The organism is Betaproteobacteria bacterium (assembly GCA_016720065.1).
Taxonomy (GTDB): Bacteria; Pseudomonadota; Gammaproteobacteria; order Burkholderiales; family Rhodocyclaceae; genus SSSZ01.
In genome coordinates this window covers 147,168-172,978 of record JADJXY010000001.1, presented here as the reverse complement: position 1 = coordinate 172,978, position 25,811 = coordinate 147,168, and the positions used below count along the sequence as shown (strand labels likewise).

The following is a 25,811-nucleotide window of genomic DNA, read 5'->3' as shown; positions in this document are numbered from 1 at the left end:
TCGGTCACTGTTATTTGTCCCGCAAGCGGCCAAGCAAGGCCCGGGCTGCGGCGGTTGGGGTGGTGCGACCGTCTTCGACGGCTTGGATCAGTTCCGGCAGGGTTTCACGAACCCCCGGATGGTAGCGGAAATATTGCCGCAATCCGGAATCGATCAACTGGTCCATCCAGGCGCGGGCCTGGCGCTGCCTTTTGGCGGCAAATTCCCCTCCCGGGGTGAGGACCGCCCGATAGTCCTCGACGGCTTGCCAGAATTCGGTCAGGCCCTCCCGCTTGAGGGCACTGGTGGCCAGGACCGGGGGATGCCAGAGCGGAGATGCAGGGCGCAGCCAGTGCAGGGCGTTCTTCCACTGGGCCCTGGCCACCGCCGTCGCCCGGGGGTCGATATCGGCCTTGTTGATGACCACCAGATCAGCGATTTCGACGATGCCTTTCTTGATGGCCTGCAAGTCGTCGCCGGCGTTGGGCAACTGCAGGAGGCAGAAGATATCGACCATGCCGGCCACCGTGGTTTCCGACTGGCCCACCCCCACCGTCTCGACGATGATGACGTCGAAGCCGGCAGCCTCGCACAGCAGCATGGCTTCCCGCGTCTTTTCGGCCACGCCCCCCAGGGAACCCGCGGAAGGACTGGGGCGGATGAAGGCTTCCTCCCGCTGGCAAAGGGTCTCCATGCGCGTCTTGTCGCCCAGGATGGAGCCCCCGGAAACCGTGGAGGACGGGTCCACCGCCAGCACCGCCAGCCGGTGGCCCCGGTCGATGAGCCAAGTGCCCAGGGCCTCGATGAAGGACGACTTCCCCACCCCCGGCACCCCCGAGATGCCGACCCGGATGGCCTGCCCGCTATGGGGCAAGAGGGCGTTGAGCACCTGTTGCGCCCGCAGTTGGTGATCGCCGCGGGTCGATTCGATGAGCGTGATGGCCTTGGCCAGGGCACGCCGCTGCCCGGCCAGGACACCGTCGATGAGGGTCTGGTCGGCAAGCGCGACAGTCCCGACCCCCCCCCCACGCTCCCCGCACCGTTCGCTCTGAGCCTGTCGAAGGGCGCTTTGCCCCGGGCTTGTTCCTTCGCCGCCAAGCTGACGGGATCGCGCCAGCCTGCTGATTTCAGGCCAATTTCCAGCGATCAAGGCCTCCTTTTTCGCCCGCGACCAGCCCTTGATCTGCCGCTCGAAGGCCAGCGCTTCCTCGCGTTTCTCAAACCCCCCCTGCCAAACCAAGGTCACCGGCTTGCGCACGGCGGTATGACCGATCCTTCCCGTCGCATGCTGCTGCATGCGCAGTTCCAGGTCATCCGTGTGGCCGCAGTAATAGGTGGCATCGGCGCAACGCAGCAGGTAGACGAAGAATGGTTTCAATCGCAGTTCTCGTGGCAACGCCCTTCGACAGGCTCAGGGCGAACGGTGGTGGGGATCAGTGTTTAGGTCGTGCTGCGTGCCTTCTTGATCTCTTCCAGCACCTTCTTCGCCGAATCCTCGATGCGGGTGCCGGGGCCGAAGATGGCCTTGGCGCCGGCCGCGTAGAGGGCATCGTAGTCCTGGGCCGGGATGACGCCGCCGGCAAAGACGATGATGTCGTCCGCGCCCTGGTCCTTCAGCGCCTGGATCAGCTGCGGCACCAGGGTCTTGTGACCGGCGGCCAGGGACGAGCAGCCGATGGCGTGCACATCGTTTTCGACGGCCTGGCGGGCAGCTTCTTCGGGGGTCTGGAAGAGCGGCCCCATGTCGATGTCGAAGCCCAGGTCGGCGTAGGCGGTGGCCACCACCTTGGCGCCCCGGTCGTGGCCGTCCTGGCCCAGTTTGGCGATCATCACCCGGGGACGGCGGCCTTCTTCCTCGGCAAATTTCGCCACCTCGGCCTTGAGAGATTCCCAGTTGTCCTGTCCTTCCACGACACCTCCATAGACGCCGGAAATGGTCTGGTTGTTGGCGCGGAAGCGGCCGAAGATTTTCTCCAGCGCATCCGAAACTTCGCCCACGGTCGCCCGCAGGCGGATGGCCTTGACCGTCAGGTCGAGGAGATTGCCGTCGCCGGTCTCGGCGCAGCGGGTGAGGGCGTCGAGGGCGGCGCTGACGGCAGCCGCATCGCGGGTCGCGCGGATGCTCTTCAGGCGGGCGATCTGGGCCTCGCGCACGGCGTGGTTGTCGATATCGAGAATGTCGATGGCGTCTTCCCTGGCCAGCTTGTACTTGTTGACGCCGACGATGACGTCCTTGCCCGAATCGATGCGCGCCTGCTTGTCGGCGGCGCAGGTTTCCACCTGCATCTTGGCCCAGCCGGACTCGACGGCCTTGGTCATGCCGCCCATGGCCTCGATTTCCTCGATGATGCCCCAGGCCTTGTCGGCCATGTCCTGGGTGAGCTTCTCCATCATGTAGGAGCCGGCCCAGGGGTCGATGACGTTGGGGATGTGGGTTTCTTCCTGGATGATGAGCTGGGTGTTGCGGGCGATGCGGGCGGAAAATTCCGTCGGCAGGGCGATGGCCTCGTCCAGGGCGTTGGTGTGCAGGGACTGGGTACCGCCGAAGACCGCCGCCATGGCCTCGATGGTCGTCCGCACCACGTTGTTGTAGGGGTCCTGCTCGGTAAGCGACCAGCCGGAGGTCTGGCTGTGGGTGCGCAGCATCTTCGACTTGGCGCTCTTGGCATTGAAGCCGCTCATGATGCGGTGCCACAGCAGCCGGGCGGCGCGCATCTTGGCGATTTCCAGGTAGAAATTCATGCCCACCGCCCAGAAGAAGGACAGGCGGCCGGCAAAGGCGTCCACGTCCATGCCCGAAGCGACGCCCGTGCGCACGTATTCCATGCCGTCGGCCAGGGTGAAGGCCAGCTCGATAGCCTGATTCCCGCCGGCCTCCTGGATGTGATAACCCGAGATCGAGATGGAGTTGAACTTCGGCATGTGCTGCGCGGTGTAGCCGAAGATGTCGGCGATGATCCGCATCGAAGGCTTGGGCGGATAGATATAGGTGTTCCGCACCATGAACTCCTTGAGGATGTCGTTCTGGATGGTGCCGGAAAGCTGCGCCTGGGCCACGCCCTGCTCCTCGGCGGCGACGATGTAGCCGGCCAGGATGGGCAGCACGGCGCCGTTCATGGTCATGGAGACGGAAATCTTGTCCAGCGGAATACCGTCGAACAGAATCTTCATGTCCTCGACCGAATCGATGGCCACGCCGGCCTTGCCGACGTCGCCGAGAACCCGGGGATTGTCGGAATCGTAGCCGCGGTGCGTGGCCAGATCGAAGGCGACCGAAATCCCCTGGCCGCCGGCGGCCAGGGCCTTGCGGTAGAAGGCGTTGGAAGCCTCGGCGGTGGAGAACCCGGCGTACTGGCGGATAGTCCACGGCTTCACCGCATACATGGTCGGCTGCGGGCCGCGCAGGAAGGGGTCGAGGCCGGGCAGGGTGTCGGTGTAGGGCAGGCTCTCGATATCTCGTCTGGTGTAGAGCGCCTTGACCTCGAGGCCTTCGGGAGTGCTCCAGGCGAGCTTGGCCACGTCCCCGCCGGGGGCCTGTTTGGCCGCCAGTTTCTCCCAAGCATCCAAATGGTTCGAATCGTGATACGTCTCGGACATGGCAAGCCTCGCAAGTTCGAATTTGTGTACCATTGATGCAGAATTCAAAATTCTACGCCGGTACAAGAGCAAAAAAGTGCAGTGGGCGTATAATACTGCATCCATAATTACGGAATCAAGCCGGGCCTGCCCTTTTAGAGAGACAACAGGATGACCCATCGCATTGCCCCCACCGCCCTCTACCAGGAAGTCGCCGAGCGTCTGCGCCAGCGCATCTTCGCCCACGAACTGCCGCCGGGCACCTGGATAGATGAACAAAAGCTCGCCGAGCAATACGGCATTTCCCGGACGCCGCTCCGGGAAGCCCTCAAGGTGCTGGCCTCCGAAGGACTGGTCACGCTCAAGCCCCGCCGTGGCTGTTACGTCACCGAAATCAGCGCCGATGACCTGGACGACATCTTTCCCCTCATGGCGCTCCTGGAGGGCCGCTGCGCCGCCGAAGCCGTGCGGCGGGCAACCCGGGCGGACGTCGAGGCCCTGACCGCCATCCACGACACCCTGGAGGAAAGCGCCCGGGAAGGACGCATCGAAGCCTTTTTCGAGGCCAATCAACTCTTTCACCGCCGAATCCAGGAACTGGCCGGCAACCGCTGGACCCTTTCGGTCATCCAGGATCTGCGCAAGGTACTCAAGCTTTCCCGGCTGCACTCCCTGTCCCTGGAAGGCCGCCTGCAACAGTCGCTGGACGAGCACCGGACCATCCTGGCCGCCATCCGCGCCGGCCAGCCTGCGGCGGCGGAGACCGCCATGCACGATCACCTGCTGTCCGGCCGGGAAGCCCTGGCCAAGATGCAGCACGACACCCAGCCCAAGGCGGCATGATCCTGTAGCCCTCCGGCTGCGCCCATCCTCAGGACGACGATGGGCGGCCTTTTCGGCCCGCCGCCGACCCAAGCCCCGCTTTGACCAGGAGCAGAGCTACGCGGGCGGCATCCGCGGTAGACTTGGGGCCTTTCCATCACCCCCGGGAGCCCTGCCGTGAAGGCCGTCATTGCGAGCGACGCCGTCGCCGCCGGCATGTTCGTCGTCGAACTCGACCGGCCCTGGCTCGACACGCCCTTCCCCCTGCAAGGTTTCCTGGTCGAAAACGACGAGCAGATCGCCACCCTGCGCCGCCTGTGCCGCACGGTGAGCATCGACCGCAGTCGCTCCCTGGGCAGACACCAAACCGGCCGCGAGGTGGCCGCTGAATCCCCCAGCCGCGGCCTGCCCGCCCTGGCTTTCCAGGGGGTCGAGGAGGCCCTGGACGACGATTTCGCCGCCATCTGCCGCATGTTGCGCCTTGAGCCCCACAGCCGGCGCTACGAGCAACTGCCCCTCATCCGCAACGTGGACGAGCAGAGCCGGCTCGAAGCGGAGCTGTTGTATTCCGCCCCCATCGTCGATGACGTCCGCGCCGCCCTGAAGAGCATCCGGGATTGCGTCGATGCCCAGGCCACGCCCGACCTCGCCCAGGTGGGCAGCCTGGTCGGCGAGATGGCCCTGGGCGTGGAACGCAATCCGGACGCCATGATCTGGCTTTCGCGCCTGAAGAGCGCCGACCAGTATTCCTACGATCACGCCGTCGATGTCTCGGTGCACATGATGGTCTTCGGGCGCTTTCTCGGGCTTCCGGGCAAGACGGTGGAAATGCTCGGTCTGGCGGGCCTCATGCAGGATGTCGGCAAGGTGGATTTGCCCCAGGAAATCCTCAACCGCCCGGGACCGCTGGAGGCGGAGGAATACGCCCTGGTCCAGTCCCACGTGGCGAGCTCCCTGGAAATCCTGGTGAGCCGGCGCGGCTTTCCCGTCGAGGTGCTGGACATCGTCGCCAGCCACCACGAACGCCGCGACGGCAGCGGTTATCCCCGCCGCCTGCACGGCGAACGCCTGGGCCTCAACGCGGAACTGGCCGGCGTGGTGGACTGCTACTGCGCCATGATCCGCCAGCGGGCCTACCAGGCCGCAGTCTCCAGCCAGCACGCCCTGGAATCCCTGATCCGCCTGCGGGGCTCCCTCTTCCGGGAAGCGGTCATCGACCAGTTCATCCAGTGCATGGGCATCTATCCCATCGGCAGCCTGGTCGAGTTGAACAGTGGCGAAGTCGCCGTCGTCATCCAGCAGAACCACATCCGCCGTCTGAAGCCACGGGTGCTCGTCATCCTGGGTCCGGACAAGAGTCCCGAGCGGCGCCCGCGCACCCTGGATCTCCTCATGGAGCCCAGTACCGGCACCGGGGAAGCCTGCCGCATCGTGCGCGCCCTGCCGGCCGACGCCTACGGCATCGACCCCGCGGAATACTATCTCGGCTGACCGGCCGTGGATCAAAGGACCGATCTCCCGCGATGAACACCAGCCCCTTCGCGTCACTCCACAACGATCTGGTGGACCACGTCACCGGCCTGCCCCGTTACGCCTCGGCGCTGGTCGAGATTCCCCATCTGGCACGCCGCCACGGTGAACGCAGCCTGGGCATCGTCGCCTTTTCCGTGGTGGCCGACGCCACCCTGCTTCGCCTCACGCCGGAGGCGGCACAGCTCCTGCGCGCCGACATCACCCGCCGCCTCACCGGCCTGCTGCAAGGGAAGGACAGACTCTATTCCATGAGTCACTGGGAATGGCTCGCGGTACTGCCCGATCTGCCTGGGGGCGCCCCGGTGCACCTGGCCATGATGCGTTTGCAGGGGAGTTTCATGGACCCCCTGGCCACCCTGGACGGCCTCCACACCTTCGTCACCCAATGTGGCGGCGCCCTGTGGCCGGACGATGGCGAAGATGCGCTGCACCTCGTTCAGTCGGCCCGCATCGCCCGTCTGGCGGCCGCGGCGGAACCGGCGGGCCACGCCCTCTACCGGCCGGAGTTCGAACAGGCCAGCGGCGACCAGCGCGCCCTGCACGCCGATTTGCGCAACGCCCTCAGCGACGGCACCGGACTCGCACTGCACCTGCAGCCGCAAATCGACCTGGCCAGCGGCGCCTGCGTCGGGGCCGAAGCCCTGCTGCGCCTGCGTCGCAAGGACGGCCTGCACGAAGTCCCCCCCCGCGTCCTGGCCGGAATCGAGCGCCTGGGCCTGCGCAAGGTCTTCAACCGCTGGCTGCTGCAACAGGCCATGCAGACCCAGGAGCGCCTGACCGGCGCGGGCGTCGCCCTCACCCTGGCCATCAACCTGACGGCCAACGACCTGCTGGACAGCGAACTGCCCGATCTCATGGCCCAGAGTCTGGCCACCTGGGCTATCCCCGCCGCCAGCCTGCGCCTGGAACTCACCGAGACGTCCATGATCGAGGAGACCGAACCGGTCATCGAGGTGTTGCAGCGCCTGCGCACCCTGGGCGTCGATCTGGCCATCGACGATTTCGGCACCGGCTACGCAGGCATGAGCTACCTGCAGCGCCTACCCGTCCAGGAAGTGAAGATCGACCAGAGCTTCGTGCGCAACGCGGCGGAGTCCAAGCGGGACCGGGAGATCATCGCGGCCGTCGTCCGCCTGGCCCACCGCCTCAAGATGCGGGTCCTCGCCGAAGGGGTGGAATCGTCCGCGGTCGCCGCGGCGGTCGCCCACCTGGGCTGCGACCTGGCCCAGGGTTTTCACTACGCTGCCGCGCTGCCCCTGGACGAATTCATCCCCTGGTGGCGGCAACGCCACGAGCGCTTTCCCCCGCCCCCCCCGAAGCCGGTCCGCCGGCGGCGCCGCAGCCCCCCACGCAAAGCAAAGTAGGCGGTCGGCAGCGGCGCAGTCCGTGGCACGGTCTTCGTCCCACCAGGCATCGGCCAGGAAGGTTTACCCACCCTTCGGCACGCCCGCGGAATGCTCAGAGCACTCCCGCGAAATCGGCCGCAATGCCCGCAAAAACCGCCGCGCCCAGGTAGTTGTTGTGCAGAAAGGCGCGGAAGCACTGGGCCTTTTCGCGGCCCCGGATGAGGGTGAAATGCCAGCCCGCAATGGCTGCCGCAAGCACGAGCCCCCCGTAGAACGCCTTGCCCATGTGCAGGGTATGGCCGATCCAGGCCAGAATCCCCAGGGCCGCGGCGTAGCAGAGCATGACCGCGGCCACGTCGAAGCGGCCAAAGGTGAGCGCAGACGTGCGGATGCCGATGCGGACGTCGTCGTCCCGATCCACCATGGCGTACTCGGTATCGTAGGCGACGGCCCAGAACACGTTGGCGAGCAGCAGCCACCAGGCCTCCGGCAGCACCTCGCCCAGATGGGCCGCGTAGGCCATGGGGATGCCAAAGCCGAAGGCAACCCCCAGGTAGGCCTGGGGAAGGGCAAAAAAACGCTTGGTGAAGGGATAGCTCGCGGCGAGGAAGATGGCCGGCAGGGTCAGCCAGATCACCAGGGGAATGGCCAGCATCCAGACCAGCCCGAAGGCGGCCAGGGAGAGTACGGCAAAGAGCGCCAGGGCCTCCCGCGTTGATACCTTGCCCGCCGTGAGGGGGCGGTCCCGGGTGCGCTCCACGTGGCGATCGAAATCCCGGTCGGCGTAGTCGTTGATGACGCACCCGGCGGATCGCATCAGCACGGTGCCCATCACAAACACCACGACCACCGCCCAATCGGGCTTGCCCAGGGCGGAGAACCACAAGCCCCACAGGGTGGGCCATAACAGAAGCAGGATGCCTATGGGCTTGTCGAGCCGCATCAGGCGTTCGTACAAATCGAGGCGTTCCTTGAGCGTGCTCCAGTTCATGGGCGGCATTCTACCGGCCGTAGCCGGTTGTGACGAAGCGGAGCGGCAGGATCAAACCGCAGCCCCGCGACGCGCCTCCAGGCTGCGCTCGTCCACGGGCAGATTGAGCAGCGCCGCCACGACACCCAGGGCGATGCAGATCATCCAGACCCCATCGTAGGATCCCGTGGCGTCGAACAGGCGCCCCCCCAGCCACACCCCCAGGAAGCTGCCGATCTGGTGGCTGAAGAACACCGCCCCCGACAGCATGCCCAGGTAACGCACCCCGAAGATCTGGGCCACGATGGCATTGGTGGCCGGCACCGTGGACAGCCACAGGAGCCCCATGGCCGCCGCGAAGAGATAGACCGAAAGCGGCGACAGCGGCACCAGGAGGAAGGCTGCGATGACCGCGCTGCGCAGGCTGTAGATGGCCGCCAGCAGGTAACGTTTGGGGTAGCGCGCCCCCAGCACCCCGACCGCGTAGGTGCCGGCGATATTGAACAGGCCGATGAGCGCCAAGGCCGTCATGCCGACATTGCCCGACAGCCCCCGGTCGAGCAGGTAGGTAGGCAGATGGACGCCGATGAAGACGACCTGAAAGCCGCACACGAAGTACCCGGCAGTGAGCAGCACGAAGCTGCGCTCGCCGCAGGCCTGGCGGATGGCCTGGGCGGCGGTCTGGCCTGCACTTGCCGCGGCCGGAGCCAGACCCCGGGTCAGCCCGCTGCCCAGGGGCAGGATGAGGAAGGCCCCGGCGGCAAAGACCAGCAGGGTGCCGAACCATCCCAGGCCGGCGATGAGTCCGGCGCCCACCGGCACCATGAGGAACTGGCCGAAGGAACCCGCCGCCGCCACGATCCCCATGGCCCAACTGCGCCGCGCCTCGGGCACCAGACGCCCCAGGGCGGAAAACACCACGCTGTAGGCGGTGGCGCTCTGGGCCAGACCGAGGACGATCCCGGCGCTGGCGGCGAGGCCGGTGGCAGTGGCGGCCCAGGCCATACCGATCAGGCCCAGCGCGTAGAGCACCCCGCCGCCCCACAGCACCCGCCGGGCCCCCCAGCGGTCCGCCAGCAGACCGGCGAAGGGCTGGGCGGCACCCCAGGCCAGGTTTTGCAGGGCCATGGCGAAGGAGAAGACCTCCCGTCCCCACTGATGGTCGGCGCTCATGGGCGCCAGGAACAGACCGAAGGTATGGCGGATGCCCATGGCCACGCAGACGATGCCGGCGGCAAAGAGCAGGACCGGCGCGAGGCCACGGGGGGATGAGGAAGACATCGGCTTGATCGAGGTCCTTAGCAAGGAGAGACAAGGCCATGGATGATGCCGACCTGCCCTGGGACGGGCCCTGCCATCAGGCGCTTGTGGGCGCCTCGACAAGCATGACCCGGAGGACGGACACCCAGCTCAGCCGCAAGAGCAGTCCAGGCTGCAAAAAATTCAAGCGCAACCCGCTCGGCCGCGCCACCGCCAATTGCCCCCGATTCAAAGCCTGAAGCGCGCCGCCCCTTCGGCAAGTTTGGTGGCCAGTTCGCGCAATTGGCGGGCTTCGTGGGCCATGTTGCGGATGGAGGCGGTGCTTTCCTCGGCGCCGTGGGCGATCTGATCGACTTCTCCGGCGATTTCGCGCCCCATGGAATTGGTCTGGCTCACCGAATCGGAAATGCCGCTCATGCCCGCCGCGGCGGCATTGACCGCCTGGGCGGCCTCGTCCAGGGCCTCCTTGACGCGCCCCAGATGCTCCTCGGCCGCTTCGATGGCCGTGCGACCCTCCAGAGCCACGGACTCGGCCTTTTCCGAGCGTTCGCCCAGGGTGCGGGTGACTTCGTCGATGTCCCGCGCCACCATGCCGGACTTTTCGGCCAGCTTGCGCACCTCGTCGGCAACGACGGCGAATCCCCGGCCGTGCTCGCCGGCCCGGGCCGCCTCGATGGCGGCGTTGAGCGCCAGCAAATTGGTCTGGTCGGCCACGTCGCGGATTTCCTTGGTCATGGCTGAAATGCCGCCGGCGCTTTCGACGAAGGCCGCTGTGCTAGCCGCCATTTCGTCCACGGCCTCCCGGGCCTGGCGGATTTCGTTCAGCATCTGATTCAGCGCGTCCAGGCCCCGGCGCGTCCCCCCCAGGCTGGCGTCGGACTGGCTGCGCACCTGCTGTGCCTGATCCGCGACGCCGCGGATGGTTTCCGACATGCCCTTGACCGCCCCAGCCACCCCCTGGGCGGAAGTGCTCTGGCGCGAGGAGGAATCGCTCACCCGCTGGGAAACCGTGGCCATGGATTCGGTGGCCCGGGAAACCTCTGTCGCCCCCTGCTGCAGGCTCTGAATCAGGCTGCGCAAGGCATCGCCCAGGCGGTTGAAGGCTTGGCCGATCTGGCCCATTTCGTCGTTGCCCCGCACCGGGATCGAGGTGCTGAGGTCACCCTGGGCCATGCGTTGGCCGCCTTCGCTGATCGAACGCAAGGAGGCCCGCAGCGAACCGCCGATGGCCCACAGCACCAGGCCGGTAAGCGCCATGGCGCCGAGGGCGAGCCCCAGATTGAGCACCAGAGCGCCCCAGGCCCGCTGGCGGTGGGAGGCCAGAGCCTCTTCGAGTTCGGTGAAGATGCGGTCGGCCAGTTCGGCTGCGGCCGTCGCAGCCGCAGTGCCGGTGTCGCCGATCTCCGTTGCCGCGCCCATGCCGACGCTACGGGATAGCACGCGATCCTGCACCACCTTGCGCGCCGCCTCGAAGCGCTGCCCGACGCCCTTGATGGATTCGTCCAGGCGGCCTGCGGTATCCGGGGCATGGCGTGCGAGGCGGGTCTGGGCCGCGCTGAGGGCGGTGATCCGATCGGCCGCCAGACGTACGGTGACGGCCAGCTCGGTCAGTTCCTCGGGTTCCGGCTCCTTGCTGCTGAAGGCGATCGCCTGGTCCCGCATGCGTCCCATATATTCGACCAGGGGCGGCAGGACGGCGATGGAAGCCGAGCTCAGGGTGCTGGTGTCGGCATGCTGATCGAGGCTGAGGGAAGTTGCGTCGGCGGCGCTCTGCCAATGGAGCATGACCTTCTCCAGCCACTCGGTCTGCCGCGTGAAGCTGGAGGCGGCGCCGAAGCCGGTGAGTTCCTTCTTGACGTTGTCCCAGCCGGCGACGAGTTCATCGACGGTCGCCGCCTCTCCGGAAAGCACGGAATGACCCGCGATGAAGCCTTTCAGCTCGCCCAGGGAAGCATCCACCGCCTCCTGGGGCTTGGCGAGGCGGTCCCCGCCGCCGACACCGCCGGTTCCCACGCCGGTGGACAGAGCCCGGTGTTCCTGGGCCGCCAGCACCAGCTTGAGCAACTGGCGGGAATAGGCTGCCCCGTGTCCCTCGTTGGACAATTGATTGACCTGGCGCAGTTCGCCAATGACCAGTTGCGCCAGCATGAGCCCCATGCCCCCCAGGGCGATGACGCATACGAGAATGATCTTCTGCCCGATGGACAAATTGCCCATCAGCGCCAAGCCACCGAACCGCCCCATAGCCATATTCTCTCCTCCACCCTTGTTATTGCCGGGAATCGCTCCGGCAGGCTTGTCGGGGCAGATTAGCGCTTGCCGGGCAAAGCGGCAATCACCGGGAGGCTTCTTTTTTCGGTCGCTGCCTGGATTTCGGCCTGAATGGCCGCGCTGATCGCTCCCCGCCCGCCCCGGTAAAAGAGGTTGTAGGCCTCGAAGGGAATCAGCCGCCCGTCAGGCTGGGCGAAGTGGATGCAGGATTTCTTCAGGGCCCGCAGGTCCAGGTTGGCGGCGTCCATGAACTGCACGATGAGGACGCGGAAGACGTTTTCGTAGCCGAGGTCCGGCGCCGACACCGCCGGCAGGCAGCAGAGCAGCGCCGACAGACAGTTGGCCTGCGACTCCGGCGAGTGGTTGGTGGAGAAGAGATTGAACACGACGTCCTTGATCGCTGGCGCATTTTCGTCCATCCGCTCGAAAACGATGGTGTTGCGCGGCCCGGCCAGCAGGGACTCCGGCCCCAGGTGGCGGGTCAGGGGCACCACGGCGCCCGCCAGTTTGACCGCGTAGCCCATGGCCAGGGTATCCGGGTTGCAGGGCACGGGCACGATGTCGTCCAGCGTGAACAGGCCGGACTGCTCGGCGATCCTGCGGCGGACTTCGCTCACCGTCAGGCGGTGGCGGGCTTGGTCGAAATCCAGATTGCGACCGGCGTCCGAAACCGGTTGCAGGGTGACGCCCCGCACGCAGCGGTACGTGAGGCCGTGGCGGATGACCTCGCCGATCTCGTCATCGTTCACGTCCCGTTTCACGGTCATCACCAGGGTCGTCGAGAGCTCGTTGGCTTCCAGGTTGGCGAGCGCTCGCTCATGAATCTCGGCCAGTTCGGCGCCCCGCAGTTGCTGCAAGACCTCGTCCCGCAGGGAATCGAATTGCAAATAGATCTCGATCCCCGGCTTGTAGGCCGCCAGGCGGGCGACGAACTCCGGCTCCCGGGCCAGGCGCAGGCCGTTGGTGTTGATCATCAGATGGCGGATGGGCCGCGCCTTGGCGGCGTCCAGAATGGCGAAAAAATCCGGATGCAGGGTCGGCTCGCCGCCGGAAAGCTGCACCACGTCCGGCTCCCCCTCATTGGCGACCACGGCGTCCAGCATCGCTTCCACCTCCGCCAGGGACCGGTGCAGTTGCCGCTCCGGCCCGGATTCGGCATAGCACACCGGGCAGCGCAGGTTGCAATGCTCGGTGATCTCGACCACCGAAAGACAGGAATGCTGCATGTGGTCCGGGCACAGGCCGCAGTCGTAGGGGCAGCCGTGGCGCATGGCGGTATTGAAGCGTTCCGGCATCTCCGGCGCCTTCACATACACCTCGCGGCACAGGCGGTAATACTCGGCATCGTCGGCGATGAGCACCCGCTCCGCGCCGTGGGCCGGGCACCACTTGTCGAGAAAGACCTCGTTCCCCTTGATCACCACCTTGGCCTCCACGGGACGCAGGCAGGTGGTGCACACCGAGGCGGTGGTGTCGTAGAAGAGCCAGGGACGGTTCTTGCGGGTCATGGGGATCTCTCAGCGGGACGCCAGCAGGTGAGCAGCCGCCAAAGGGTTCATCGCCTCCACATCCTCGGCCAGGCGGAATGTCTCCGCACCGGGGTAGACCACCAGCTTGCGCGCTGGCTTGAGGTCGGCGCAGGCCGAGTGGAAGCCCCGTTCCAGCTTCGGGGTGAGGCTGCGCTTGATCTCCACTGCCCACAGCGAGCCATCCGGCCAGGCGAGCAGCAGGTCGATCTCGGCGCCGCCGGTGCTGCGGTAGAAATAGCCCTGCACCCCCTCGGGTGCCGCAGCCAGCAGGTTCTCGACCACGAAACCCTCCCAGCTTGCCCCCACCACCGGGTGCCCAAGGAGGGTTTCCTTGTCGGGGATGGCCAGCAGGGCGTGGACCAGGCCGCTGTCGCGGACAAAGACCTTGGGCGACTTGACCAGGCGCTTGCCCAGGTTGGCGTGCCAGGGCGGCAGACGGCGGACCAGCAGGAGGTCGACAAGAAGGTCAAGGTAGCTGGCGGCGGTCTTGGCATCGACCCCCAGGTTGCGGGCGAACTGGGCAATGTTGAGCAGCCCGCCCTGATGATGGGCCAACATACCCCAGAAGCGGCGCAGGGTTTCGGCGGCGATGCGGGGGCCGAACTGGGGGACGTCGCGCTCCAGGTAACTGCGGATGAAGTCCTGCCGCCAGCGCAGGCTGCGGGCATCGCTGGCGGCCAGCAGACTGCCCGGGAAGCCGCCCCGGAGCCAGACGGCATCCGCCGGCAGATGACGCGTTTCGGTCAGCGTAAAGGGGGTCAGCTCCAGGTAGGCGACGCGGCCGGCCAGGGTCTCCCCCGACTGTTTGAGCAAATCCAGCGAGGCGGAGCCGAGCAGGAGGTAAAGCCCCGCCTCCCGGCCGGCCCGCCGGGCGCGGTCGATCAGACCGCGCAGAACGGGAAATAGACCGGGGGCACGATGGACTTCATCGAGAATGACCAGCTTGTCTTGGTGATCCGCGAGATAGAGCTCGGGCTGGGCGAGCTTGGCCCGGTCCTGCTCCGATTCCAGATCGAGATAAAGGCTTGGTCTGCCGATCTTCCCGCCAATTTCCAGGGCCAGGGTCGTCTTTCCGGACTGGCGCGGGCCAAGCAAGGCCACGGCCGGGGAATAAGCCAGGACATCGCACAGCGAAGCGGTCAACGAGCGCTCAATCATCATTGCAATTATGGAATTGCATTCCGCTATTTACAAGGATAAATTGACCGAACGCGAAAGCGAACGCTGCTGACGCCACGCCAGAGGCCCATAGGCTAGCAAGGCCAGCAGGCACACCCACTGGATGCCCGAAAGCCCCAGGGGATAGGCGAAGGGCACCGGCTTCAAGGCATCGACGGCGAGGCGCCAGAGGAGGTAGGCGACGAGCATGGTCTTGAACAGCAGGCCGGGCTGGGACGCGAGACGGGCTTGCAGGCGGCGCAGGCCCAGCCAGAGCGCCCCGGCGAAGGCGATTTCGTAGAGCTGGGTCGGGTGGCGGGGAATGCCGTCGCCGAAATCCACGCCCCAGGGCAGATCGGTGGGCAGGCCGTAGGTGCCGTCGGCCAAGCCCGCCAGGAAGCAGCCGACGCGGCCGATCATCAGCCCGAGCAGAACGGGATAGACGAAGGCATCGCCGGTGGAACGGGTCACCCCAGCGAGCTTCTTGGCGATCTCGACCCCGATCAGCCCCCCCCAGCAGGCCGCCCACCATGGATTGCCCGCCCAGCCAGGCGGCCGGCTGATCCCAGATGAGGGGCAGCAGCTGCGGCATCTCGATCCAGAAAACAAGTTTGTTGCCGACGGCGGCCCCGAAGATGCAGCCCACCGCCACGGCGAATTCCGCGCCACTGACGACGCTGGGCGCGCCGGCCCGGGCGCGAAGCCAACGGTAGTAGGCGAAACCGGTGGCGAGGGCAAGCGCCTCCAGGACGCCGTGCACCAGGGGCGCCAGCGCCGCCGGGATCACGGCCGGCCCTCGCCTTCCCGGTCAGGCCCACGCCCAGTGGAAGGCTTCGCCTTGCCCCGGGACGCCATCACCCCCACCAGCAAGATCCCGAAGATGAGGAGAATGAAGCCAATCGCGGCAGTCGGATCCCCGTGGCTCCCGAAAGCGACACCGCAGAGCCCGAGCAGGCCGCCACCCAGGATCATCAACAGGCCCAACAGGACGAGCAGCCATTTCAGCACGACCACGGGATTCTCCGCCCATCATCCATGCGGGCCATCCTCCCCTGTCGGCGCGCGACCTCGCTGCCGGATCGCTTCCAGTTCGGCCTCCAGCCTGGCCTTGGCCGCCCGCCGGTCGCGGCGCAGGCTGCGCCAGGCAGGGATGGCCATGATCAAGCCGACGACGAAGACGATGATGGCGATGACGAAGAAATCCTTGGCCAGGGCGTCGTGTCCCATGGCGCCCGGCGCGAGAAAAGCCCCGCAGATGCCGCCAGCCAGGATGGCGCCGATGCCGGCGACCAGGAAGACCCCCTTGGCAACGATCCACAGGATGCGCAGCAATTCGTTCATGGCGCATTCTCCTTCTCCGCCGCTGGCGGCGCCGGGGCAAAGTAGCCGGCCGCCAGCACCAGCAGGGCGACGCCGATGAGTGAAGCGGTCCACACCAGGGTGCCGGCATTGGCCAGATCGACCAGCAGGAGCTTGGCCCCCACCACCGCCAGCAGGGCGAAGCCCCCCTGCCACAGGCGGCGTACGCGGACCCGGGTGGCCGCGATCATGGCGGCGATGGCGAGCGCCGTCCACAGGAAGGTCAGCAAGGCCTGCAACAGGGTGGAATGCCACAGATAGTGCCCGGTGAAGGGAACGCCACCCCAGTGGTGGGCGATGCGGGCGGCGAGGCAACTGATCCAGATGAACGCAAGCGCGCCGACCCAGGCTGGCCGCGGCACCGGCATTCCGACCACGGGTTCCTCGGCCAGGGTCCGTAGCCACGCGAAGAGTGCGCCCATGACCGCAATCTGTACAAGGTCGAAGGGATTGAGGAGAGGCACATAGGGCAACCCGGCTCCACCCCCGGTGTGGTCGAAGTTGGCGAAGACCGACCAGCCGGCCAGAAAGGCCGCCGGCAGGAGCGCCCCAAAGCCCAGGTAGGCGAAGCCGTGGCCGGCCACCGGCGGCAATTGCCGGCGCTCCCCGAGCACTGCCGCCCACAGGCCCAGAGCGGGGCCCGCTGCCGCGGCCAGGATCAGCCACAGCCGCACCCCGGGCGCCAACCGGTCGCCCAGCCAGGCGAGTTCCACCGTCACCAGGGCCATGAGCAGCCAGAAGCCGCCCCCATGGCGCAGCGTGGGCCAAAGCGCCGCATCGTCCGCCTCCTGCCGCGCGAGAGCCCAGTAGTGGAGGCCGATGGCAAGGGGCAGGACGATGACCATGAGGCCGGGGAGGAAGTGGTGATCGTGCTCCAGGGCGAAGGCCGCCGCCAGCCACAGGGCGGGCAGGAGCAGCAGCGACAGGTGGCGGGCCGCCCGCCAGCCCTCGCCCCGCCCGAGGACTTCCAGCGCCGCCAGGGTGCCGGCCACGTACGCCAGCAGCAGCGGCAGGCCCAGGGTCTGGGTGGTCAGGCGGTCGAGCTCGAAGCCGCCGGCGAAGCACCACCAGGCGAAGGCCCACAGCAGCGCCCCCGCTGCCGGCCCCTCGGCGAAGCGGCGCAGCAGGCGGGCGCTGGCAAAGCCGGCCCCGGCCAGCAGCACGGCCCCGAGGCAGACGTCGTTGATGACGGGCAGTGCCGTCGCCATGCGCTCCAGCCCATAGAGGAAATAGGCGCCCGCCGCGGCTTGCAAGAGGGCGCCGGTGGCCATGGCCAGCCGCCGGCCTTGCGCCACGCCGAACCACAGCACGGCGACGCCCTCCAGGGCCCAGAAGGCGGCCGTCACCTGCACGCCGAAGGCCAACGGCACGGCCAGGGTGGCGAAGGCGATGGCCAGACCCAGTTGGCAGCGTTCCAGCAAGCGGCTCTCTTCCTCACCCCGGCGGAAGAGCAGGCCCCACAGGGCGCCGTAGGCCAGCGCCGCGGCGAAGGCCGCCCAGGCGAGCTCGTAGCGGTCCGCCGCCAGTTGCGACTGCAGGGCGAAACCCACCAGGGGCGTGCCGAAGACCAGGGTGGCGTCGCTCCAGCCGGCCCAGCCCGGCGCCCGGAAGAGGGCCATGAGCACCGGCGTCGCGGCGTAGAGCGCCCAGAAGAAGACGAGGAAGGCCTGGCACACGTCGTGGTGGCCGGCATGGTAGTGCTGTAGCGCCCAGGCCACGCCCACCCCCAGCGTGAAGAAGAAGCCGGTGACGTTGAGCAGCCGCCAGGCCTTGAACCAGGAGACGCCGACGATGAAGGCGTTGAGCAGGGCGAAATAGCCGAAGAGCCCCACCGGATCGCCGCTCCCGCTGGAGGCCAGCACCGGCGCGGCAAAAGCGCCCGCCAGACCGAACACCGCCAGCACCACGCCATCCTGGGCGACCGCCAGCAGCACGCAGGCCACGCCCAGCAGGGCAAACAGCGCGAAGGACGGCGTCGGCCCCAGCAGGCCGTAGCGGGCCAGCATGAAATAGGCGATCAGGTAGAGGATGGCGAAACCGCCCCCCTGGAGGGCGATGCCGAAGGCGAAGTGGCCTCCCTGGCGCACCTTGTGCCAGCCGAAAGCGATCATCGCCGTCCCCGCCACCGCCCCCAGCAGGAGGCGCAGGGGCACCGGCAGGAAGCCATGGTCCACCGCCAGCCGCAGGGCGGAAGCGACACCGAAGAAGAGCAGCACGACGCCGATCTTGGCCAGGGGGTTGCCGGCCATGAGGCGCTGCCACAGGGTGGAGGCTGCCGACACCTCCACCGGCGCCGCCCGGGTCTCCCCCGCCCGGGAAAGATCGCCATCGCCTGCCGCCGATTGCGGCGGGGGCCCAAGCGCGGCTTCGGCCCACGGCGCTGCGGGAGGCACATCGTATCCGGGCTGGGTCGGCGTTTCGTCGATGAAGACCACCGGCGCCTCTGGCAAAAAAGCCGCCTCGCTTGCTGCCGGTGTCGGCGCCCTCTCGGGCCCACCGCCCAGGGCCGCCAGTTCGGCCCGCAGGGCTGCCGATTCACGGTGCAGCCAGGCCACCTGATCTTCCAGCAGCTTGAGGCGTTCCTCCGTGGCAACCGGCAGTGCGGTTTCTCCGGCCGGGCGCCGCAGGACTCCGGCGAGAATCCCGGCCACCAGCCCGATCAGGGCTCCCCCCACCGCGGTCTCGCCTCCGAAAGGCGCCCCCAGCAGGAGTCCGATGATCATTCCCAGGAACCACATGGCTTTCCCCCTCGTTCTCAAGCGCCGTCGGCGGATTGCTTTCCCGTCCCACCCGAACCCTGCGCCCGCAGTGCCCGCAGCATAGCCACGAACAGGATCAGGCCGATGGCGAAAGCCATGACGGAAACCAGCAGGAAGGGGGCGAGGTTGCTCCCGTTGCCGACGCGCCAGGCCTCCGGCAGCAGAAAGGCCATGCACATACCGCCGCCCAGCAGGAGGGCAATCCCCACCAGGAGGAGCAGGCAGCGCAGGATCAGGAGAAGCGCCTTGCCCATGGTGCGCCTAGCGTGAATCCCCGCGCAACTCGGTGACCCGGGCGTGCAAGGCGGCTGGCGTTGCCTCGGCCGCCGGTACCGGCGCCCCCGCCACCAGGGCAATGCGGGAGAACAGTCCGCGGCGGAAGGGGGTCTTCATGGCCCGTCCATCGACCCGGGAGAAGTAGCTCCCCCATAAACCGCGCAGGGCCAGGGGCACCACCGGGACGGAACTGCCCGCCAGGATCGCGCTCATGCCGGGCCGGAACTCGTGAATCTCGCCGTCCTCGCTCACCCGCCCCTCGGGGAAGATGCCCACCAGTTCGCCGTCCGCCAGGGCCTGGGCGGCGGCTTCGAGGGCCCGCGCCTTCATGGCCGGGTCTTCCTTGGCCGCGGCGATGGGAATGGCACGGCTGTGGCGGAAGACGAAATTGAGGATGGGCAACCGGAAAACATGGTGGTCCGTGACGAAACGAATGGGCCGGCGGCACGCCGCAGCGATCACCAGGGCATCGACGAAGCTGACGTGATTGCACACGATGAGGGCGCCGCCCTTCTCCGGGATGCGCTCGTCCACCCCCCGGCAGTCCAGGCGGTAGATGGAGTGGACCAGGATCCAGACGATGAAGCGCAGGAGGAATTCCGGCACCAGGGAGTAGATGTAGATCGCCACCACCGCATTGAACAGGGCGGTGGCCAGGAAAAGCTGCGGAATGCTCAGGCCAAGGGCGAACAGCCCCATGGACACCCCGGCCGAAACCACCATGAACAGGGCGTTCAGGATGTTGTTGGCGGCGATGACCCGGGATTGATGGCTTTTTTCGCTGCGGGTCTGGATCAGGGCGTAGAGGGGAACGATGTAGAAGCCGCCGAAGAGGCCGAGCAGCACCAGGTCAAGCAGGATACGCCAATGGGCCGGCTGCATGAGGAAACTCCCCCAGGCCCAGGCCTGGGCGGGCGCCGCGCCCCCCGGAGTGGCGAAGTACAACTCGACACCGAAAACGGTGAGGCCGATGGCGCCAAAGGGCACCAGGCCGATTTCCACCTTGTGACCGGAGAGCTTTTCGCACAGCAGCGACCCCAGGCCGATTCCGAAGGAGAACACGGCCAGAAGAAGAATGAAGACGCTCTCGTCGCCGTGCAGCACCTCCTTGGCGTAGCTGGGAAACTGGGCCAGCACGGTGGCGCCGTAGAACCAGAACCACGAAATGCCCAGGAGCGAGAGCCACACCGTCCGGTTGCCGTGGGCGAAACGCAGGTTGTTCCAGGTTTCGGTGACGGGATTCCAGTTGATCTTCAGGCCGGGATCGGCGGCGGGGGACAGGGGAATTCCCCGGCTCACCCAGTAGCCGGCTACCGCCACACCGACCACCACGGCCGACATGAGGCCGGGTCCGAAGGACGACGTCGCCAGCCAGGCGCCCAGGATCTCCCCCACCAGAATGGCGACAAAGGTACCCATCTCGATCATGCCGTTGCCGCCCACCAGTTCCTCCTCCTTCAAATGCTGCGGCAGGTAGGAATATTTGACCGGCCCGAAGAGGGTCGAATGGACCCCCATCAGGAAGAGCGCCCCCACCAGGGGCGGCAGGCTGTTGTTGAGGAAGCCCCAGGCGGCGAGCAACATGATGCCGATTTCGAAGACCTTGACCGCCCGCGCCACGGCGGATTTCTCATACTTGTCGGCGATCTGGCCGCTGGTGGCGGAAAAGAGAAAGAAGGGCAGGATGAAGAGCCCGGGCAGCAGGGTCGCCAGGGTCTTGCCGTCGAGGTCGGTGAGTTGCCCGGCGCGGAAGGTCACCAGGGTGATGAGGGCCGTCTTGAAGACGTTGTCGTTGAAGGCCCCCAGGAACTGGGTAAAGAAGAAGGGGCGGAAGCGACGCTCCTTGAGGAGCTGGAACTGGCTGCTCATCGGGCGCCTCCCTGCTTGCCGTTTTTCGTCTTGCGGCGGCGCACCACCGTGAGGGTGGCCATGCCGAACACGCCGCCATAGGCTGCCAGGGCGTAAGACGAGGGCTCCCACGCATCGGCCGGCGCCGCGGCATCCTTCATTTCCGGCGGGAAGGGCCGTGGCGGCACCGGCACCACTTCCCAATTTTCCCGGTCCTCGGGGACGCGGCTCATGTATTCGTCGAAGGACGCCACCGGCGCCTGGCCGAAGGCCCGCGACGACGGGAACTGCGGGATGCGCACAAAGACGATGGCCTCGACATCCTCGGCTAGCACCTTCTCCAGCTCGCTTCGGGCGCCGCCCCGGGTGATGCGCCCGAGCAGGTCGCGGCCGATGGCGTCGAAGGCGACGAAGGGGTACAGGTCGGTCACCTCGGCGGAAAGATAGTCGTAGGCCTTGGTCCCGCTTTCCAGGTCGCGATCCTTGATCGCCATGTAGGGCAGTGCCGCAACAGCCTTCAGGCGACTGGTCGCCCCTTCCTTGGGAATCCCCCAGCCCAGGGTGCGCAGGGTTTCGACGCTGATCCCGGCGCAATTGGCGGTCGCGTGCCGGTAGGTGAAGTCGTGGCGGTAGAAATGGGTGAAGACCCGGGCGATGGCTTCCTGGTATTCCCGCGCCGCCCGCTCGTCTTTCAACACCGCCACCAGCATGTGGGAAGGCCGGTACCAGGACTGGCCGGAATTCAGGTCACCCATGTAGGCGTCCATGGGCAGCATGGCGGCGACAATGCCTTTCTCGCTGTAGGAATCGAGGCCGTAGAAGTTATTGACCAGCCAGTCGCCCCACTCCCCCCGGGGTCCGAAGCGCCCGGTGGCGATGGCGAAGTGGCCGCCGTGGGCTTCGTCGTCATCCCCCTGGGCACCGTTGAGCATGAAGGCCAGCACCGGCTTGCCGGCCAAGGCCACCGTCTTACCCTCCTCCTTTTGCCACAGTACCCGGGAGGCCAGGGGAAGCTGCGCGCCCCCCTTGTCCGCCCGCACGAGGCCGTCCAGGGTTTCGCCGGCTGCGAGGGGTGCCAGAGCCGCCGGGGCCAGGGCGAAATCCTCCGGCCACAGGGTCCGCGCCACAAAGCGCCCGCCGTCGCTGCGGCCCCGCAGGCTCAAGGAGCGGCCGGCAAAATAGCGCAGGCTGCTGGCATCGAACCAGGAGCGATTGGCCTCGATCTTATCCACCAGCGCCAGGGGCCGCGAGCTGCCATCGGCGGCGACGAGCTGCGATCCATCCTCGGCCATGGCCCAACCGGCGGCCTTCTCGGGAGAACCGACCCAGACCGGCGTCGGCCGTTCAGGCGCCGCCGCGGCCGTGCGCCCCGCCCGCCACTGGCGCACATCGTCCTGAGCCCGCAGGCGCGGCGAAAACCCCGCCGCCCCGGCCCTGGGCACGGCCAGGGTGTCGTCCGCGAAGTACCACAGCGCCTGCTTCTCCGCCGGGCAATCGGTACAGCGCCCGGTGGCCAGACGAAATTCGGCGGCCCCGTAGAGACCGAGGGCGCCGCTGGTGACGGCGCTGTCGATGGTGGCGGCCTGGAGGCCCGCCGGCAGCGCCAAGCCCGCACCAAGCAATGCCGCAGTGAGATTTGGGAGGCGTTTCCGGGAAAGCATCTCGTTCATGAATTTGTCTCTATGTCCGTTTGGTTCAAGCCTGGAACACCCGCCGCGTCTCGAACACCGCCGCCGGGAAGGATTTTCCTTCCCAGGCCAGCAGGCGCTTCAAGGCGAAGTCGAAGAGCAGGGGGTTGTGTTCGCGCACCGCTTCCAGATCCCCCACGGCTTCCACCGGCAGCAGCCCGGCCCGAGCCAGGGCGGCGGGCGAGATGATGGGCAGGACGCCAGGCAGCGGATAGTCCGAGCCGTTGAGCAGTCGCCCGTGCCAGTCGGTCCTTTGCAGGATGGCCTTGATGCGTTCGGTGGAGCGGTTGCGCAGGACGAGGGCCGAGATGTCGCCGTGGAGAAGCCCTCGGGCGCGGGGTTCGGCCATCAGGCGGGCGAAGAGGTCGAAGCTCTCGCGGCGGGGGCCGGCGCTGCCGGCGTCGAGATCGATGTCCTCGCCGATGCTGGCGCAGTGGGCTACCACCACGGTGACGCCGGCATCGAGGGCGCGGCGCAGCAGGAGGGGGTTACCCAGGTGCTGGGTGTCGCCGCCCTTGACCGCCTTTTCTTCGCCGCAATGGACGATGAGGGGCAGCCGGGTCTCCGCCAGCACACGATAGAAGGCGTCGCACCGGGGCGAGGCGGGGTCCATGCCCATGGCCGCGGGCAGCCACTTGACCGCCCGGGCACCGCCGGCGATGGCCGCCTGAAGGGCTTCCAAGGCGTCCGGCCGGTAGGGATGGAGGGAGGCGACCCATTCGAAGCCGGCCGGATAGGCGGCGGCCAGTTGACGGGCGTAGGCGTCCGGCACGTGGAAGGCCATGTGCTCCGCCAGGGGGCGGCCAGCTTCGTCGTAGGGGCGCTCGAAGGCGAAGAGCAGCACCTTGAAGCCGGCGGGCATGCCCTCCACCAGGTTTTGCAGGCGGGCGGCGTAGCTGGCATCCACCCGGCCCGGGGCGTCGTGGGCGCAGCCGGCGTTCATGTAGAAGAGGCGCTGGGCGTACTGCACCGGATAGAGCCAGGAGGAAAGCTGGGGGCCGATTTCGATGCCGCTGCCGCCGTCGCCGGTACCGGCCACATGGACGTGGCAGTCCCACACCTGGGTCGGGTCGATTGCCGCCCAGGCCTGGGCGAGCCAGGGGCTGGCGGCCAAATCCGGCGGCAGGGCGGCGCGGCAGGGGTTGATCAAAAGGGGCCGGGCGGCGGCCCAGCCGGCAGCGCCGACAGCGACCGTTCCGGCCAGGGCCGTGATGAGGCGGCGGCGGACAGGCGAATGGGGTGGGGTCTTGAGGTACATGGCGTCAGACGCTCTCGGCCAGGCGCTTCAGGGTCACGTAGTCCACCTTGCCGGTACCCAGCAGGGGCAGGGAATCGACCTTGTGGATCTTCCTCGGCACGGCCAGTTCCGGAATGCCCAGATCGCGGGCCTTGGCGGCCAGCAGCTCGCGGGAGAGCCCGCCGTCGGTGGTGAACAGCACCAGGGCCTCGCCCTTGGCGGCGTCGGGCTGGCTGGAGGCCGCGTGGGTCTGGGACGGGGAGGTCGCCACCGCCAGCTTTTCCACCACTTCCAGGCTGACCATTTCGCCAGCGATCTTGGCGAAGCGCTTCACCCGACCGACGATTTTCACGAAGCCTTCATCGTCGATGTCCACCACGTCGCCGGTCTCGTACCAGCCCTCCCCCGCATCGGAAGCCGGCGGTTGCAGCACGCCGGGGCGGTCGGCCTTGAGGTAGCCGGCCATGACGTTGGGGCCGCGCACGTGGAGGATGCCGCCGCGCTCGATGCCTGGCACCGGCAGCAGCTTGGCCTCGATGCCCGGCAGGAGATTGCCGACGGTGCCGCTGCGGAAGGCCATGGGCGTATTCACCGCCAGCACCGGGGCGGTCTCGGTGGCGCCGTAGCCTTCGAAGATGCGGATGCCGAATTTCTCGAACCAGGTATTGCGCACGGCATCCGACAACTTTTCGGCGCCCGCCACCACGTAGCGCAGGCGGTAGAAGTCGTAGGGATGGGCGAAGCGGGCGTAGTTGGCGAGGAAGGTGGAGGTGCCGAAGAGCACCGTGCAACTGCGGTCGTAAGCCAGTTCGGGGATGATGCGGTAGTGCAACGGGGTCGGGTAGAGGAAGAGGCTGGCGCCGGTGAGCACCGGCAGCAGCGCCCCGGCGGTGAGGCCGAAGGAGTGGAAGACCGGCAGGGCGTTCAAGACCTTGTCGTCCACCGAGAAGTCGATCACCGCCCGCACCTGGGCGATGTTGGCCAGGATGGCCCGGTGGGGCAGCACCACGCCCTTGGGCTTTCCTTCGGAGCCGGAGGTGAACAGCACCACGGCAGCCTCCTCAGGCGAGGTCGGCAGTTCAAAGGCCCGGGGCCGGTGGATGGCCCACAGCATCAACCAGAGCTTGTCGCGCAGGCCGATGGCCTCGCGCAGGTCTTCCAGGTAGAGGCACTGGATGTCGGCGAGGGCCGCCAGTTTGTCGGAGAGCTTGGCCTGCTCGACGAAGGCCCGGGAGGTGACGATGGTGCGCACTTCCGCCGCCGTGCACGCCGCCTGCATGGCATCCACGCCGGCGGTGTAGTTGAGCATGGCCGGCACCCGATGCCGGGCGGTGAGTCCGATGAGCAGCCCCAGGGTCGGCGCCAGGTTGGGCAGCAGCAGGCCGACCCGCTCGTTCTCGCCAGTCTGGCGCTCCACCAGGCGGGTGAGCATGAGCGCCATCTTGAGCAGGTCGTTGTAGGAATACTCGATCTGCTTCATGTCCTCCAGCACCCGGCGCTTCTTGCCGAAAACGTCGGCGGCGTCGCACAGGGCGCTGAACAGCGTCTGCTGCGGGCGGGAGGCGAAGATCATCTCCTGCATCAGGCGCCGCATGGCCTCGCCGGCCTTCCTGCGCCGCAGCTTGGCGGTGGGCGCTTCGGGCATGGGGATGGTCGTGGCCGGCAGGACGCTCACCCGCACCTTGGGAAACAGGACGCGAGGATGCTTGCCGGAGAGCCGCGAGAAATAGCTGCGCGATGGCCCGTCCAGCCGCACCGGCAAGACCGTCGCCCCAGTCTTCGCGGCGACGAAGGCGGGGCCTTCATAGACCTTCATCAGGCTCCCCGTCGTGGTGATGCGCCCCTCGGGGAAGATGACTACCGGCCGGCCGGTTTCCAGCAGGCGGATGACCTTCTTCATGGCCATGGGGCTGGTGGGGTCCACCGCCAGGTAATCGACTTGCGAAAGCAGCAGGCGGAAGAACCAGTCGTTGGCCACCCCGGTGTGCACCACGAAAACCGGGTCGATGGGCAGAAAAAGGCCGAGCAGCAGGCCGTCGAGGAAGGATTCGTGATTGGCCACCACCAAAAGGCGCTTGGCGGCGAACTCCCGGGTCAGCCCCTCCACCCGGACCCGGAACAAAATGCGGCACAGGCCGCGCAACAGCGGTTTGATCAGCGAACGCATACGGTCAACTCCCTCCCGTTGGCACTATAAACG

General features: G+C 67.4%; 18 protein-coding genes and 2 pseudogenes. 4 read left to right on the top strand and 16 right to left on the bottom strand.

Annotated features, from left to right (window positions below; translation table 11 throughout):
* Window positions 1-10: 10 nt before the first annotated feature.
* Both meaB and scpA read right to left on the bottom strand, forming a co-directional pair.
* Entirely contained in the window at window positions 11-1,357 is a 1,347-nt protein-coding gene (meaB, locus tag IPM73_00845) for a methylmalonyl Co-A mutase-associated GTPase MeaB (protein MBK8916642.1), read from the bottom strand.
* 62 nt (window positions 1,358-1,419) lie between these two features.
* Entirely contained in the window at window positions 1,420-3,576 is a 2,157-nt protein-coding gene (scpA, locus tag IPM73_00840) for a methylmalonyl-CoA mutase (protein ID MBK8916641.1), read from the bottom strand.
* Between the two features lie 150 nt (window positions 3,577-3,726).
* On the opposite strand from scpA, the gene IPM73_00835 reads away from it, so the two are divergent.
* The 3 genes from IPM73_00835 to IPM73_00825 all read left to right on the top strand — a co-directional run bounded on the left by IPM73_00835 (window position 3,727) and on the right by IPM73_00825 (window position 7,274).
* Entirely contained in the window at window positions 3,727-4,398 is a 672-nt protein-coding gene (locus tag IPM73_00835) for a GntR family transcriptional regulator (GenBank protein MBK8916640.1), read from the top strand.
* Window positions 4,399-4,554: 156 nt separating this feature from the next.
* Entirely contained in the window at window positions 4,555-5,868 is a 1,314-nt protein-coding gene (locus IPM73_00830) for an HD-GYP domain-containing protein (protein MBK8916639.1), read from the top strand.
* Window positions 5,869-5,900: 32 nt separating this feature from the next.
* A complete protein-coding gene (locus IPM73_00825; protein ID MBK8916638.1) occupies window positions 5,901-7,274 on the top strand; it encodes an EAL domain-containing protein in 1,374 nt (457 codons plus the stop codon).
* Window positions 7,275-7,368: 94 nt separating this feature from the next.
* Here IPM73_00825 and ubiA read toward each other — a convergent pair whose 3' ends face one another.
* Window positions 7,369-8,247, bottom strand: coding sequence for a 4-hydroxybenzoate octaprenyltransferase (gene ubiA / locus IPM73_00820; protein ID MBK8916637.1), 879 nt, complete (start codon window positions 8,245-8,247; stop codon window positions 7,369-7,371).
* Window positions 8,248-8,298: 51 nt separating this feature from the next.
* Complete coding sequence (locus IPM73_00815) at window positions 8,299-9,507, bottom strand: MFS transporter (GenBank protein MBK8916636.1); 1,209 nt, start codon at window positions 9,505-9,507, stop codon at window positions 8,299-8,301.
* A gap of 38 nt (window positions 9,508-9,545) precedes the next feature.
* Between IPM73_00815 and IPM73_00810 the strand changes: the two genes are divergently transcribed.
* Window positions 9,546-9,725 carry a hypothetical protein gene (locus IPM73_00810; protein ID MBK8916635.1) on the top strand — a complete coding sequence of 60 codons (180 nt, stop codon included), beginning with the start codon at window positions 9,546-9,548 and terminating at the stop codon, window positions 9,723-9,725.
* Here IPM73_00810 and IPM73_00805 read toward each other — a convergent pair.
* From IPM73_00805 to aas, 12 genes and pseudogenes are all read right to left on the bottom strand, one after another.
* Window positions 9,715-11,736, bottom strand: a complete 2,022-nt coding sequence (locus IPM73_00805; GenBank protein ID MBK8916634.1) for a methyl-accepting chemotaxis protein — start codon at window positions 11,734-11,736, stop codon at window positions 9,715-9,717. The genes IPM73_00810 and IPM73_00805 overlap by 11 nt on opposite strands.
* Before the next feature lie 158 nt (window positions 11,737-11,894).
* Window positions 11,895-13,265, bottom strand: a pseudogene (locus IPM73_00800) (radical SAM protein).
* 9 nt (window positions 13,266-13,274) lie between these two features.
* Window positions 13,275-14,444: an ATP-binding protein gene (locus tag IPM73_00795; GenBank protein MBK8916633.1), complete on the bottom strand. Its 1,170-nt coding sequence runs from the start codon at window positions 14,442-14,444 to the stop codon at window positions 13,275-13,277.
* A 30-nt stretch (window positions 14,445-14,474) separates the two neighbouring features.
* Window positions 14,475-15,231, bottom strand: a pseudogene (locus IPM73_00790) (prolipoprotein diacylglyceryl transferase).
* Window positions 15,228-15,458, bottom strand: a complete 231-nt coding sequence (locus IPM73_00785) for a hypothetical protein (protein ID MBK8916632.1) — start codon at window positions 15,456-15,458, stop codon at window positions 15,228-15,230. Before IPM73_00785 ends, IPM73_00790 begins: the two are co-directional and overlap by 4 nt.
* Before the next feature lie 15 nt (window positions 15,459-15,473).
* Window positions 15,474-15,785, bottom strand: coding sequence for a hypothetical protein (locus IPM73_00780; protein MBK8916631.1), 312 nt, complete (start codon window positions 15,783-15,785; stop codon window positions 15,474-15,476).
* Window positions 15,782-18,526, bottom strand: a complete 2,745-nt coding sequence (locus IPM73_00775; protein ID MBK8916630.1) for a DUF2339 domain-containing protein — start codon at window positions 18,524-18,526, stop codon at window positions 15,782-15,784. The genes IPM73_00780 and IPM73_00775 overlap by 4 nt, the downstream gene beginning before the upstream one ends.
* Window positions 18,527-18,558: 32 nt before the next feature.
* Complete coding sequence (locus IPM73_00770; GenBank protein MBK8916629.1) at window positions 18,559-18,816, bottom strand: hypothetical protein; 258 nt, start codon at window positions 18,814-18,816, stop codon at window positions 18,559-18,561.
* Between the two features lie 7 nt (window positions 18,817-18,823).
* Complete coding sequence (locus IPM73_00765; protein MBK8916628.1) at window positions 18,824-20,707, bottom strand: MFS transporter; 1,884 nt, start codon at window positions 20,705-20,707, stop codon at window positions 18,824-18,826.
* Window positions 20,704-22,293 carry a hypothetical protein gene (locus IPM73_00760; GenBank protein ID MBK8916627.1) on the bottom strand — a complete coding sequence of 530 codons (1,590 nt, stop codon included), beginning with the start codon at window positions 22,291-22,293 and terminating at the stop codon, window positions 20,704-20,706. The genes IPM73_00765 and IPM73_00760 overlap by 4 nt, the downstream gene beginning before the upstream one ends.
* Before the next feature lie 88 nt (window positions 22,294-22,381).
* Window positions 22,382-23,632 carry an amidohydrolase family protein gene (locus tag IPM73_00755; protein MBK8916626.1) on the bottom strand — a complete coding sequence of 417 codons (1,251 nt, stop codon included), beginning with the start codon at window positions 23,630-23,632 and terminating at the stop codon, window positions 22,382-22,384.
* A gap of 4 nt (window positions 23,633-23,636) precedes the next feature.
* Window positions 23,637-25,778 carry a bifunctional acyl-ACP--phospholipid O-acyltransferase/long-chain-fatty-acid--ACP ligase gene (gene aas / locus IPM73_00750; protein MBK8916625.1) on the bottom strand — a complete coding sequence of 714 codons (2,142 nt, stop codon included), beginning with the start codon at window positions 25,776-25,778 and terminating at the stop codon, window positions 23,637-23,639.
* Between the last annotated feature and the right edge of the window lie 33 nt (window positions 25,779-25,811).

Excerpts from the sequence above, each read along its gene's own strand:
- IPM73_00810 (MBK8916635.1), top strand. The coding sequence starts at position 9,546 with ATGGATGATGCCGACCTGCCCTGGGACGGGCCCTGCCATCAGGCGCTT.
- scpA (MBK8916641.1), bottom strand. The coding sequence starts at position 3,576 with ATGTCCGAGACGTATCACGATTCGAACCATTTGGATGCTTGGGAGAAA.
- IPM73_00775 (MBK8916630.1), bottom strand. The coding sequence starts at position 18,526 with ATGATCATCGGACTCCTGCTGGGGGCGCCTTTCGGAGGCGAGACCGCG.
- IPM73_00755 (MBK8916626.1), bottom strand. The coding sequence starts at position 23,632 with ATGTACCTCAAGACCCCACCCCATTCGCCTGTCCGCCGCCGCCTCATC.
- aas (MBK8916625.1), bottom strand. The coding sequence starts at position 25,778 with ATGCGTTCGCTGATCAAACCGCTGTTGCGCGGCCTGTGCCGCATTTTG.
- ubiA (MBK8916637.1), bottom strand. The coding sequence starts at position 8,247 with ATGAACTGGAGCACGCTCAAGGAACGCCTCGATTTGTACGAACGCCTG.
- IPM73_00780 (MBK8916631.1), bottom strand. The coding sequence starts at position 15,785 with ATGAACGAATTGCTGCGCATCCTGTGGATCGTTGCCAAGGGGGTCTTC.
- IPM73_00770 (MBK8916629.1), bottom strand. The coding sequence starts at position 18,816 with ATGGGCAAGGCGCTTCTCCTGATCCTGCGCTGCCTGCTCCTCCTGGTG.
- IPM73_00815 (MBK8916636.1), bottom strand. The coding sequence starts at position 9,507 with ATGTCTTCCTCATCCCCCCGTGGCCTCGCGCCGGTCCTGCTCTTTGCC.
- IPM73_00795 (MBK8916633.1), bottom strand. The coding sequence starts at position 14,444 with ATGATTGAGCGCTCGTTGACCGCTTCGCTGTGCGATGTCCTGGCTTAT.
- IPM73_00825 (MBK8916638.1), top strand. The coding sequence starts at position 5,901 with ATGAACACCAGCCCCTTCGCGTCACTCCACAACGATCTGGTGGACCAC.
- IPM73_00765 (MBK8916628.1), bottom strand. The coding sequence starts at position 20,707 with ATGAGCAGCCAGTTCCAGCTCCTCAAGGAGCGTCGCTTCCGCCCCTTC.
- IPM73_00835 (MBK8916640.1), top strand. The coding sequence starts at position 3,727 with ATGACCCATCGCATTGCCCCCACCGCCCTCTACCAGGAAGTCGCCGAG.
- IPM73_00805 (MBK8916634.1), bottom strand. The coding sequence starts at position 11,736 with ATGGCTATGGGGCGGTTCGGTGGCTTGGCGCTGATGGGCAATTTGTCC.